We start from the raw sequence: 12818 nt of genomic DNA on the forward strand, positions 1-12818 counted from the left end.
AAACTAGTGCGCAGGCTTGAGGGTCACGCGTTCGATCACCCAGAAGGGATCGAGGCTCTTCGACGTGAAGGTCAGGCACAGATCGACCTTCTCAGCGCGCGCCGGCAGACGGCCGGCGATGGTCGAGAGGCCGGCATTGCGGGCGGCGTCGCCGAGCGGGATGGCGGCGATCTTTTCACCCGCGCAACCCGCACGGACCTCCAGCTCGCCGCCTGGCGTGGCCGGCGCACGCAGCGGGATCTTGTCGCGGTCCTGGCCAACCTGGAAGTTGAACGGGATCTGGGTGACGCGGGCGCTGAGCAGCGCGCCCTTGTCGAGACGCGCGCCTTCCCAGATCCAGCAGGGATTAAAAATGTCGACCATCATCATCGGGCGCTGGTCGAGCGCGGCGGGCGCGTCGTCGATCATCGTCAGCGGCACCTGCTGCGTGCAGAGCTTCAGCTGGCCGCTGTTGCGCGTCTGCAGAAGATCCGCCGACATCGTCCACGACCGCTCGCGGCCCAGCGGCTGACCGTCGACGAAGGTCCGCGCCTTCAGCACCGCGCCGGTGGCCAGCTCGACGGGCGCCGCATAGGTCGAAGAGGCCGCCGTGGGCGCCTTGCCATCGGTCGTGTAGCGAATCTGACCGACGCCCAGGCCAGTCGCTAAAGCCAAACGCATCTTGCCGCCCTCCCCCTCGGACAGCGCCGGCTGAGGCTCGAAGGGAACCGGGTTGGCGGCCACGCCGAGGATCTTCAGCCGGGCCATCTCGGCGGGAAGGCGCTTGGCGAAAGCCGCCCAGCTGGCGTTAGCTTCGGACGACCACGCTCGCTCAGCCAGCGCCACAGCGCGCGGGAAGGCCATCAGCTGCATGCGCTGATCGGTCTGCATGTGCTCGGTCCAGACATTGGCCTGGACGCCGAGGATATGCTTGCGCTCGTCAGGGGTCAGCTGCGCTGGCGCCGGATCGAAGGCGTAGACATCCTTCAGGCTGGAGATGTGACCGCGTCCGGTGGGCTCCTCGGCCGAGGCGCTCTGGCGGTTGTCGAGATAGAGCACCGGGTGCGGCGACAGCACCGTGTCATGGCCCTGTTTGGCGGCGGCGATCGCGCCGTCGATCCCGCGCCAGGACATGACCGTGGCGTTGGGCGCGAGGCCGCCCTCGAGGATCTCGTCCCAGCCGATCAGGCGGCGGCCGCGCCTTTCCAGGCTCTTGCCGACCCGCTGGATGAACCAGCTCTGCAACTCGTGCTCATCCTTGAGCCCCAGTTCCTTGATCTTGGCCTGGACCTTCGGGCTAGCCTTCCACTGGTCCTTGATCGCCTCGTCGCCGCCGACATGGATGAAGGTCGACGGGAAGATGTCCATCACCTCATTCAGGACGTCGTCGAGGAAGGCGAAGGTGGCGTCGTCGGTGTTGTAGAGCCAGGGAAACACGCCCCAGTCGCCCATCTTGCTGGCGTCCGGCGGCGCGGTTCCCAGCTGCGGATAGGCGACGATCGGCGCCAGCGCGTGACCCGGCGTTTCGATCTCCGGCACAACGGTGATGTTACGTGCTGCGGCGTAGGCGACCAGTTCCCGGGCCTGGTCCTGCGTGTAGAAGCCGCCGTACTTGGGATAGTTGACCGCCGCGCCCGGATTGCGCCGCCACGCGGCGACCTGCGTCAGCTTTGGATACTTCTTGATCTCCAGCCGCCAGCCCTGGTCGTCGACCAGATGCCAGTGGAAGGTGTTGAGCTTGTGCGCGGCCATCGCGTCGATCACCGCCTTCAGCGTGTCGAGCGACTGGTAGTGGCGGGCGCTGTCGACCATCAGGCCGCGCCAGGCGAAGCGCGGCGCATCCTCGATGGCGGCGGCGGGAAGAGCGACAGGGCCCTTGGCCTCGTCCGGGGTGGCCAACTGCCAGAGCGACATCGCGCCGTAGAACAAGCCGGCGCGCCTGGCGGCGGCGATGGTCACGCCCTTGGCGTTGATATCGAGCGTATAGGCTTCGCCTGAGGGCCCTTCCCGGGTCAGGACGATGGCGCCGACGGATGGGGGCCCTTCCGCGACAAGCGGACGGAAGCCGCGCGAACGCTGGATAAGGTCTGCGAGCTGGATGGCCACGCCCTTGGCCTCGACATCCCCCTTGGGCACGTGGATGCGGGTGGAGGCTGAGAGGGTGAAGCTCCCCTCGGCCTCGACGACCTTGGCGGGTGCGGGCGTGATCGTGAGGCTGCTGCCGAATGCGCCGGTCGCAAACACAGCGGTTAGCGCGAACGCCGAAACAGCGGCGATACGGAGCGGGGTCAAGGTCACGCAGCCTCGCAAAGAAGGTGGTGGACAGCCGGCAAAAAGCGGGCGGGACGGCCGGGCCGTCCCGCCCCAGCTCCATGCTTGCAGTCAGGAGGGGTTGGATCAATGCGCAAACATCGGAGGCTTCGGATCGCGCCGAAGCCTCCGACCACTGAACGTCCTAGAACGCGACGTTCAGCGTGGCTTGCAGCTTGCGGCCCGTGCGGTAGACCCCGCGCGGCAGGGCCGTGGTGTTGGCGTAGGCGTAGTACTCGCTGTCCAGCAGGTTCTGGCCCGAGACCGACATCGTGATGTTCTTGGTCACGGCGTAGCCCACGGTGGCGTCGAGGGTCTTCGAGGCCTTGACGAACATGTCGTCGCCGCGATCGACGCCGGTGAAGTATTTCGAGCGCCAGGTGAAGGTGGCCCGGGCCGAGAACGGACCGTTCTCGTAGAAGGGGCTGACATTGACCTGGTTCTTCGAGCTGTAGGGCAGCGGCGCGCCCGACTGGCCCGAGGCGTCGGCGTAGGTGTAGTTGGCCAGGACGCCGAAGCCCATGCCGAAGGTCTGCTGATAGGCCAGCGCCAGACCCTTCACCTCAGCCGAACCCGCATTGAACGGACGGCTGATCTGATAGGTCGTGACCTTGCCTTGCGATTGGTTGAAGTAGGCTTCCGGCTGGGTGCGCTGCAGGATGTAGTTGGAGATATCCTTGTAGAACACCTCCGCCGACAGGATCGCCTGGGGCTGGAAGTACCACTCGGCCGAGGCGTTGAAGTTGCTCGACTTATAGGGCTCCAGCGCCGGGTTGCCGCCGCCGCCGGTCAGGATGCCGTCCGACAGCCAGAAGTAGTTGGTCATGTCCGAATAGTTCGGACGCGCGATGACCTGCGCCGCCGCGAAGCGAAGGACGAGGTCCTCGCGGGCGTCGACGATGATGTTCACGCTGGGCAGGACGTTGTCGTAGCTCTTCTTGGTCGACTGCCAGGTCCAGTCAGCGGCCTTGTTGCAGGGCGCGCCCGGCTTGCAGACGTAACCGGCGCTGTCGACCGAGGTCTTCACGTAGCGGACGCCGAAGTTGCCGCGCACGTTATCGGCCTTGAAGTTGGCTTGGGCGTACAGGGCGTCGATGTCTTCCTGGATGTTCCAGTTGCCGGCCGTGAACTCGGCGGCGGCGAAGATCGACGGCTTGGGCATGGTCGCGCCCGCCGCCAGCCACTTGCCGCTCTCGACATACGAGACCATCGACTCGCCGTCGATGCGGAAGCGGCTCTGCATCTGGGTCCCGACGCCGTCGAAGCCCTTCAGGTAGTTGCTGGGCACGGTCGAGGGGTTGAACGACGAAGCCGGGGCGGCGACGCCGGTGATGGCGATGCCCGCATACTGCTGACCGGTCTGGTGTTCACGGCGCTTGTAGCCGACCTGGACGCGCTGGATGACGCCGTCGAAGTCCTTGCCGAAGTCGAACTGGGCGTACTTTTCCTCATCCGAGGTGGGCTTGCTGACGAGGTTGCCGCTCCAACCCGGATCGGTCGCGAAGGCGGCCGGGTTGCCCATGACATTGGTCGTATAGGTCAGGCTGCCCGGGCTTTTCGGCGCGCCGCTGATGTCGACGGTGTAGCTGGCCCAGTTCAGGAATTCGAGGAACACCTGACGCTTGGTGCCGCCGTCGGCGCTCGACTTGCCAACCTCGCCGTTCAGGTCCCAGCCGTCGCCGTTGTAGCCGCCCTTCAGGTGGAAGGTGTCGGACTTCAGGCCAGCCTCGCGGTACTGCACGTCCAGTACGCTGAGCGCGTTGTTGAACGAGGCCTTGGAGACCACGCCGTTGTTGACGGTCAGGCCGGTCAGCGCACCCAGGCTGTTCCAAGTGTTGCCCTGGAAGGCGTACATCGACTGGTTGGTGTTGTCGTAGTCGGCGTCGATCTTCAGCCAGTTAAACTCCAGCGAGAGCTGGTCGTTCGGCTTGTACTGCAGCGCAGTGGTGTAGGTCGTCCGCGTACGCCCCTGCTCGAAGTATGACGCGCCGAACGCGTTCGGGCTGCGGGCGTTGAGGTTCGCCGTCAGGGTGCTGGCGCACGAGCCGACGCAACCCTTGGTGCGCGAGTCGACCGGGTTGTCCGGATTGCCCCCGGCCCATTGATTGGCCGCGATCGTGCCGTAGGTCTCGACGCCGTCACGGCGCAGTTGGTCTTCGGCGCGCTGCACCGAGAAGCTGGCGCCGAAGGTGCTGTCGGCGTTCTTCCAACTGGCCAGCAGCGAGCCCTGCAGATCACCCTTCTTGGAGCGGTCGGTGTAGAGATAGCTCACCGCGCCGGCGATCGTGCCGGACTTCAGGTCCAGCGGCTTGCGGGTGTTGACGATGACGGTGCCGCCGATGCTGCCTTCGTCGATGCGCGCTTCGGGCGACTTGTAGACGTCGACCTTGCCGACGATCTGCGGCGCCAGCAGCGCGTAGTTGAAGGTGCGGCCCGGAGAATCCAGGATGAACCAGTCGGCCGACGCGACGGTCTGGCCATTGAGCAGCGTGCGGTTCAGCGCCGGGTCGGTGCCCAGGATGCTGACCTTCTCACCTTGACCGAACGCGCGATCAACAGTGACGCCCGGGACGATCGTCAGCGCTTCGGCGACGTTCGAGCTCGGGAACTTGCCCACGTCTTCAGCGGTGACGACGTCGACAATGGCGTCGGCTTTGCGCTTGGACTCGATCGATTGCAGCAGCGAAGCGCGGATGCCGGTGATGACCACCTCTTCCACTTGGTTGCCGCTGCTCTGGGCCATCGCCGGCGCGGCGATCATGACCACCATCGCGCTGGCGGAGGCCGCCAGAACGGATTTACGGATAGTCTTCATACTCGGCTTCTCCCCATTATGCCGGGCCGATTGGACCCGGAGCCGAACCCCAAGCCCAATATGATACCAATTTTCCGGGAGGATCCGCAGAAAGTGGTACTTCTCAGGCCTCGGGACGCGACTGTGACGGAAATTTTGCGAATGACAAGGCCAAAAAGAAACCAATTGCAGACCATGTTCTTATTGGTATGAAAATGGTCCTATGCTATCGACGCAGCCAAGGGGCGCTGCAACATCTTGCGGCGCGGCGCGAGCCAGGGAGGGTTGAGCAATGACGTTTGCAGAACGGATCGGTCGGCTCGACGCCGCCGGCGACCATGCGCCGCTCTACCGGCAGCTCCAGCGCGCGCTGCGCGAAGCCATCCAGAAGAAGATCCTGGCGCCCGATGACGCCCTTCCCGCCGAGCGGGACATGGCGGACGAGTTCAGCATCTCCCGCATCACGGTTCGCAAGGCGCTGGACGGTCTGGTCAGCGAGGGCCTGCTGACCCGCAGGCAGGGCGCCGGCACCTTCGTGGCCGCCCGAGTCGAGAAAAGCTTCTCAAAGCTGTCGTCGTTCACCGAAGACATGATCTCGCGCGGACGGGTCCCGCGCAGCGAGTGGATCAGCCGCAGCGAAGGCCAGGTGACCCCCGAGGAGTCCCTGACCCTGGGGCTGTCGCCTGGAACTCCGGTCTATCGATTTGCGCGGATCCGCTACGCCGACGGCGCACCGATGGCGGTGGAGTATACGACGATCGCGGCCTTCGCCCTCCCCTCCACCGAAGTGGTCGGCACCTCGCTCTATGAGGCCCTCGAGACGACCGGCCATCGCCCGGTGCGCGCCCTGCAACGGCTGCGTGCGGTGCTGTTCCAGGCCGAACAAGCTGACCTCCTGGGCGTGCCTGTGAAGGACGCGGGCCTGCTGATCGAGCGACGGGGCTTCCTGAAGGACGGACGGGCCGTCGAGGTCACGCAATCGTACTACCGCGGCGACGCCTACGATTTCGTCGCGGAACTGAATTCCCTGTCTTGAGTACGACCTGAAGTCCGAGGAGTAGAGCTTGGAGGCGACTGTCTTGACCCGTCCTGAGACCCCCGCGCCTGCGGGCGCGTCGCCTCTGGCCCGCTCCCCGGAATCCACGCGCATGTTCCAGGAGGCCGGCCAGGCCGCCACGGTCGCAGCCGCCCAACTGACGGCCAACAGCGACAAGATCTCGGCCCTCGCCGCCCGCCTGCGCGCCAATCCGCCGCGCGTCGTCGTCACCTGCGCGCGAGGCAGCAGCGATCACGCCGCCACCTTCGCGCGCTACCTGATCGAGACCAAGGCGGGCGTTCTGACCTCATCGGCCGGCCTTTCGGTGAGCTCCGTGTACGATGCATCGCCCAATCTCGAGGGGGCGCTCTACCTGGCCATCTCGCAGTCGGGCAAGAGCCCCGACCTGCTGGCCGCCGTCCGCGCGGCCAAGGCGGCGGGCGCCTACGCCGTGGCCCTGGTCAACGTTGTGGACTCCCCGCTCGCGGCGCTGGCGGATGAGGTGATCCCGTTGCACGCCGGGCCCGAACTCAGCGTGGCGGCCACCAAATCCTACATCGCCGCTCTGGTCGCCTTGACCCAGTTGATCGCCGCATGGACCGAGGACACCGAGCTGACCTCGGCGCTCGACCGCTTGCCCGACCTGCTGACGCAGGCCTGGGACCTGGACTGGTCGCCGGCCGTCGAGCGCTTGCAATCCGCCCGCAACCTTTACGTCCTGGGGCGGGGCGTCGGCTTTGGCGTGGCGCTGGAAGCCGCCCTGAAGTTCAAGGAAACCTGTGGCCTGCACGCCGAGGCCTTCAGCGCCGCCGAAGTGCTGCATGGCCCGATGGCCCTGGTGAAGGACGGATTCCCCGCTCTGGTCTTCGCGCAGGACGACGAGAGCCGGGCCAGTGTCGACGATATGGCCGCCGGCCTGCGGGCGCGCGGGGCCGACGTTCTGATCGCCGGCGGCGAGGACGCCGCGCCAGGCGCGCTGCCGACGCTTTCCAGCCACCCGGTGCTTGAGCCGATCTTGATGATCCAGAGCTTCTACCGAATGGCCAATGCGCTTTCAGTCGCGCGCGGCTACGATCCCGACAGCCCGCCCCACCTCAACAAGGTCACCGAAACCGTCTGATGCTGGCTGCACTGGAAAATGGCCGTATCCTGACGGGCGAGGGCGTCATTGAAGGTCGGGCCCTGTTGATCGAAGGCGGGGTGATCAAGGCGATCGTCACGCGCGATGCGATCCCCGACGACGCCCAGCGCCTGGACCTTGACGGCGGCCTGCTGACCCCCGGATTCATCGACACCCAGGTCAATGGCGGCGGCGGGGTTCTGTTCAATGACGCCCCCACGGTGGAGACCATCGCCACAATCGGCGCGGCCCATCGCCCCTTCGGCACGACCGGTTTCCTGCCAACCCTGATCAGCGACGACCTGCACGTCGTCGACCAGGCGATGCGCGCCACAGAGCAGGCGATCGCCCAGGGCGTTCCGGGAGTGCTGGGCGTCCATATCGAAGGCCCGTTCCTCAATCCGAAGCGCAAGGGCATCCACGACGCGGAGAAGTTCCGCGTCATTGATGACGAGGCCATGGCGCTGCTGACCTCGTTGAAGGTCGGCAAGATGCTTGTCACGCTGGCGCCGGAGCGCACGACGCCGGAGATGATCCGTCGACTGGCGGACGCCGGCGTGATCGTGGCGGCGGGGCACACCAATGCGCTCTACCCGACCATGCGCCAGGCCTTGGACCACGGCCTGACCGGCTTCACCCACCTGTTCAACGCGATGTCGCCGCTCACCAGCCGCGAACCGGGCGCCGTTGGAGCCGCGCTGGAGAGCCAGGAGGCATGGTGCGGAATCATCGTCGACGGTCGCCATGTGGACCCCGTCACGTTGAAGATCGCGCTGCGCGCTCGACCGCTGGATCGCTTCATGCTGGTCACGGACGCCATGCCCACCGTGGGGATGGCGGATAAGCAGTTCACGCTGCAGGGCCGCCATATCCGGGTGGTCGACGGCGTCTGCGTCGATGACCAGGGCACGCTCGCGGGCTCGGACCTGGACATGGTCAGCGCCGTTCGGAATGCGGTGACGCTGTTGGATCTTAGGCTGGAAGACGCCGTCGTGATGGCGGCTCTAGCCCCGGCGACCTTTCTAGGGCTTGGCCAGCGCCGCGGCGCTATTGCGCCAGGCTACGCGGCGGACCTTTGCCTGCTGGACGATCGTCTTGAGGTCACGGCCACGTGGATCGACGGCGTCACCGCCTGACGACGGAGAGCCAGGAAAACGAAAAAGGGCGCTGACCGCGAGGTCAGCGCCCTTTCCGCATTTACGCGCAGATGACGCGGGAGCTTAGAACTTCCACTTCACGCCCAGATAGTACTGGCGACCATAGTGGACGTACTCTTCCGAGATCATGCGGGTCGAGTCGTCGACCTTGCTATCTTTCTCGTCGGTCAGGTTGATCATTTCCAACGTGACCGTGAAGTTCTTGAAGTTGTAGCTGATCTGGCTGTCGATGTTCAGCGTCTTTTCCTTGATGCGGACATCGTTGTTGTTCGTCGCCGAGGGAGCCACCTGGATCAGGTACGGGTCACGATACGAGGCCGAGATGCGGGCCTTGAAGTCGTTCTTTTCGTAGTAGAGCGTGGCGTTGTAGGCGTCGGGCGACAGGTTCACCAGCGGCTGGGTCAGCATGACCGCCGGCGTGACCAGGACGCGCGGCGTGCCCGAATAGACGGGGTTGGCGATCACGTACTGAATGTCGCTCTTGACGTGGGTGTAGTTCACGATGCCGCCGAAGCCGTCGAACGGCGCGGGCAGGAACGTGAACGGACGCTGCAGCGAGACCTCGAAGCCCTTCAGCTTGCCGCCGGGGGTGTTGATCTGGGTCGTCACCGTGAACAGCGTGTCGGCGGTGTTGCCGTTCGACAGCAGGCTGTCGGGCAGCTGGGTTTCAGCCCACGGCATCGCGACCGACGAGGTCTGGATGTAGGACTTGATGTCCTTCTGGAAGAAGCCGACCGAGAACAGCGTCTCCTTGTCCGGATACCATTCGAAGCTCAGGTCCAGATTGTTGGCCAGCATCGGGTCCAGGTCGGGATTGCCGCGCGTGAGGGTCTGGGCGGCCTGGCTGATGGCGCTGTAACCGGGCGACAGGTTCGGCAGTTGCGGACGCGTCATCACCTTGGCGGCGGCGAAGCGGACGAAGAAGCTGTCGAAGGGCTGGGCCGAGATGTTCAGCGACGGCAGGGTGTTGGTGTACTGGCGCTTGACGGTCTGGGTCGCGCCGATCGGCACCCGCTGGCTGAACGTGCCGCCCAGCGTCGTGACGGTCTGGGTGGTGTTGCCGATGCTGTAGTTGCCGGTGGCTTCCTGCTCGGTCTTCACATAACGGACGCCAAAGTTACCGCGCACCGGGATGTTGAAGACGTCGTAGTCGAAATCACCTTGCAGGTAGAACGCGGTGTCCTTCTCGGTGATGGCCCGAATTGCGCCCAGCTGGTTCAGGACGCTGAGACGGAAGTCGCCGTTGGCGTTCACGCAGTTGCAGTCATAGCCGAGCTTTTCGCGCAGCTTGTCGAGGTCCGGCGCCAGCCACGAGGTCGGCACGCCAGCCGGGATGTCGAGACCGCGACCAAAGCCGGTGATAACCCGCGACACGTCCGCGACCGTGACGCCGGCGGGCAGGCCGAACGCGGCTTCGTTGGTGAAGGTGGTGGCGGAGTTGCCGGCCAGCACCCGCGAGTTCAGGCGCTTCTCCCACGAGGTGAAGCCGTACTCCTTGTACTTGGCGCCGTAGCGCAGCTTGAACCCGTCGAGGATCTGGTAGTCCACGTCGGCGAAGAAGGTCTTGAAGGTGTTGACCGCCTTGCTCGGACGCATGCGCAGCAGCGAGGCGTCACCCAGGGTGTTGGTCGGGCTGTAGACGTAGTTCGCCGGGTTGGTCGGATCGAAGCCGTAGTTGAAGTTCGGCAGCTTGTCGTTGGCCGAGTAGTCGTAGCTGTAATTGTCGCTGTCGTAGCGCTCGAACGAGAAGGTCGTCTGTTCCGGGTTGTCCTGGATCGAGCGCGACTGGCCGTAGCCGACCTTCAGGTTGCCGCCTTCGCCGAACTTGGTGTCGTAGGTCAGGGCGAACTGGTTGAACTCGGTCTTCAGCGTGTCGTGGCGGTACTCGGTGCGAACGTCGACGTCGTCGAACGTGCCCTTGATCAGGTTGCCGTTGCTGTCAGCCGTGAAGTTCACGACGTCGGTCTGGGGCAGGCCCGCGCCGCTGCGGCTGAACGAGATGATTTCCAGATAGGTTTCGTCGCGGTTGTTCTGGAACTTGGCCAGCATCGCGTCGAGGGTCAGGGTCGAGCGGTCGGTCGGACGCCATTGCAGCGAGCCGGTGACGCCCAGACGCTCTTGATCGTAGTCCAGACGGCCGTAGCGCGGGATCCGCGGGTGCCACAGGTTGTTGGCGGTGCCCGAGGCGGCGGTGACGGTGGGGTTGGTGCCGCCGGTCACAGTGCCGATCTGGGCGCAGGTCAGGGCCGGGCCGCTGACGGGATTGTAGGCCGCGCCCGAGCAGGGGAACGCCGTCGAGGAGTTGAAGCGGACCGACGGGTTTTCCCAGCGGCCGGTCGACGAGCCCTCTTCGCGCTGAGCGCGCGTGGCGTAGGCGACCGACAGCAGCGCGCCGACTTCACCAATGCCGGTGTCCCAGCGGTTGCTGACCAGGAAGGTGTAACGCGGGTCGCTCTTCCGCGAGAGGTCGTTCCAGCCCACCTTGGCGCTGGCGCTCATGGTGAACTTGCTGAAGTCGAACGGACGGCCGGCCTGCAGATCGACGATCGCGCCCAGCGAGCCTTCTTCGTTCATGGCCGACGTCGACTTGCGGACGGTGACGCTGTTGAACAGCTCCGAAGCAAAGATCGAGAAGTCGAACTGACGGCCGCGGTTGGCGCCGCCCGAACCGTCCTTGCCACCGGTGGTGGCCAAGGCTTCCAGGCCGTTCAGGCGCACGACGGTGAAGTCAGGACCCAGGCCGCGAACGGTGATGGTGCGACCTTCGCCGCCGTCACGGTCGATCGAGACGCCCGGCACGCGCTGCAGCGATTCAGCCAGGTTGAGGTCGGGGAAATCGGCGATGTCCTGCGCCTTGATGACGTCGACAAGGTCGTTCTCACGACGCTTGACGTCCAGAGCGTTGGCCAGAGAGGCGCGGAAACCGGTGACGACGACGGCTTCGACCTGATCATCGGCCGGAGCGGCCGGAGCGGTCTGCGCGCTCGCCGCGCCAGCGAACGCCATCGCCAGCGCCAGGGCGCCGCCCGAGACGCCGTATTGCAGGCCGCGCACGCGTCCCGTGGTATTCTTGGACATAGAACCTCCTCCCGTTCGACCATTGGACGGCGACGTCGCCGCCGCCTTGGCCTTCGTATCGGCTCCGCGTCCTTCCCGCGAAACCGCCCCCGGCCTTGAAGTCTTCGTTTTTGCTACCGGTGTCACAAGCCTCTCTGGGTTTTTGACACCGGTATCAGACTGCTAACAAAGGCGGAGGCGACCCACAAGGCCACAATGCGGTCATAAGCTAAGAGACTCTGCGGCCCGTTGCGTTTCCGACACAATCGGCCCGGCCGCTGGGGATCGGGTCAGCTCTCGTCGGGGCGGAAATGGCTGACCTTGTAGAGGCCCTGGAGCATGGAGTCGCGCTGCGCCGCGGGCAAGCTAGCCCCGGCGGCTCGCAAGAGTTTCAAGGCGTTCAGGTGGACGTCGACCGCATCCCAACGCCAGACACCAGCTTCGGCGCAGTTGTCGGCCAGCCCGCACAGGGACATGGCGGCGCGATCCAGACCCGTTCCGGTGACAAAGGCGCTGACGTCGATGATACGCGACGCGAGGACATAGAGGGCCTCGAACGACTCGGCCTCCCGGTCTTCGGCAGCCCGGCTAAACCGGGCCTCGATCTCGGCGAGGGTCTCGTCCAAGGCCGCCAGCGAGGCCTCCCGAAGCGACTCTACGCCCGCTTCGGCCGCCGCGATGGCGTCTTGAGCGAGCAAGCCACCCCGTTCCTTGATCATCTTGGCCAGGCGGTTCGGCGGTTTGAATTTACGGACGGTCATATCTGCACCTTCGCTGGGCGCATCATATTGCTGATTTCATCATCGGACAGGTTGGGCGTCTGCGCCTCGCCCACCTCCGCCGGAAGGTCGTCCTTGCGTCTGCCATCCGTCCCCGGAGGCGGCCCCATATGTTTGAATCGTCGGTCTGGGCCCACGAAGGTCGGACACTCGATAAACGCCCGATCCTCGCGCGCCACCCAGAAGATCCGCTCGAGCAAAACCTTGGGCGTAATGGGCTTGGCCACCACGTAGTTGGCGCCTGCGTCCCGGATCTTGACGATCTGGGAAGTGCGTGTGTGTCCGGTCACGAGGATGACCGGAACGAAGCGGTTCGTTTCCCCGCCCTCGCGCCTCAGCCATTCGATGAACTCGATGCCATCGGTCACGGGCATCTGCACGTCGCTGATGATCAGGTCGAAGGTCTTTGTCTTGATCAGGCCCTGGGCGTCGGCGACGGTCTCGGCGCGATGCAGTTGCTTGACGCCGAAGCCGGAAACGACCTGGGACAGGATGTCCAGAGAGGGTCCGTTATCGTCCAGCACGAGCACAGTCGCCCGCTCGAGATTGATCCGGGTCGAGGGAAGAAGGGCGTCTGACATCGGCG

9 protein-coding genes are annotated in these 12818 nt (G+C 65.3%); 4 read left to right on the forward strand and 5 right to left on the reverse strand.

Translation table 11 applies throughout. The annotated features are described in order from the left end of the window. Positions 1 to 3: 3 nt before the first annotated feature. Positions 4 to 2277, reverse strand: a complete 2274-nt coding sequence (locus J2X45_RS13690) for a family 20 glycosylhydrolase (RefSeq protein ID WP_310215624.1) — start codon at positions 2275 to 2277, stop codon at positions 4 to 6. 157 nt (positions 2278 to 2434) lie between these two features. After that, positions 2435 to 5104, reverse strand: a complete 2670-nt coding sequence (locus J2X45_RS13695) for a TonB-dependent receptor (RefSeq protein ID WP_310215625.1) — start codon at positions 5102 to 5104, stop codon at positions 2435 to 2437. 123 nt (positions 5105 to 5227) lie between these two features. Here J2X45_RS13695 and J2X45_RS13700 point away from each other — a divergent pair, with 123 nt between their 5' ends. From J2X45_RS13700 to nagA, 4 genes are all read left to right on the forward strand, one after another. After that, positions 5228 to 5296: a hypothetical protein gene (locus tag J2X45_RS13700; RefSeq protein ID WP_223395741.1), complete on the forward strand. Its 69-nt coding sequence runs from the start codon at positions 5228 to 5230 to the stop codon at positions 5294 to 5296. A gap of 79 nt (positions 5297 to 5375) precedes the next feature. Continuing rightward, on the forward strand, positions 5376 to 6119 hold the full coding sequence (locus tag J2X45_RS13705; protein WP_310215626.1) for a GntR family transcriptional regulator: 744 nt from the start codon (positions 5376 to 5378) through the stop codon (positions 6117 to 6119). Between the two features lie 28 nt (positions 6120 to 6147). Then, positions 6148 to 7239: an SIS domain-containing protein gene (locus J2X45_RS13710; RefSeq protein ID WP_310215627.1), complete on the forward strand. Its 1092-nt coding sequence runs from the start codon at positions 6148 to 6150 to the stop codon at positions 7237 to 7239. Further along, positions 7239 to 8375, forward strand: coding sequence for an N-acetylglucosamine-6-phosphate deacetylase (nagA, locus tag J2X45_RS13715; protein ID WP_310215628.1), 1137 nt, complete (start codon positions 7239 to 7241; stop codon positions 8373 to 8375). Before J2X45_RS13710 ends, nagA begins: the two co-directional genes overlap by 1 nt. Positions 8376 to 8459: 84 nt before the next feature. Here the strand turns inward: nagA and J2X45_RS13720 are convergent, their stop codons facing one another. The 3 genes from J2X45_RS13720 to J2X45_RS13730 all read right to left on the reverse strand — a co-directional run bounded on the left by J2X45_RS13720 (position 8460) and on the right by J2X45_RS13730 (position 12813). Then, positions 8460 to 11474: a TonB-dependent receptor gene (locus tag J2X45_RS13720; RefSeq protein ID WP_310215629.1), complete on the reverse strand. Its 3015-nt coding sequence runs from the start codon at positions 11472 to 11474 to the stop codon at positions 8460 to 8462. A gap of 269 nt (positions 11475 to 11743) precedes the next feature. Next, positions 11744 to 12214 carry a chemotaxis protein CheE gene (locus tag J2X45_RS13725; protein WP_310215630.1) on the reverse strand — a complete coding sequence of 157 codons (471 nt, stop codon included), beginning with the start codon at positions 12212 to 12214 and terminating at the stop codon, positions 11744 to 11746. Then, positions 12211 to 12813: a response regulator gene (locus J2X45_RS13730; protein ID WP_310215631.1), complete on the reverse strand. Its 603-nt coding sequence runs from the start codon at positions 12811 to 12813 to the stop codon at positions 12211 to 12213. The genes J2X45_RS13725 and J2X45_RS13730 overlap by 4 nt, the downstream gene beginning before the upstream one ends. Between the last annotated feature and the right edge of the window lie 5 nt (positions 12814 to 12818).

It is taken from the genome of Caulobacter sp. BE264 (assembly GCF_031457805.1).
Classification (GTDB): domain Bacteria; phylum Pseudomonadota; class Alphaproteobacteria; order Caulobacterales; family Caulobacteraceae; genus Caulobacter.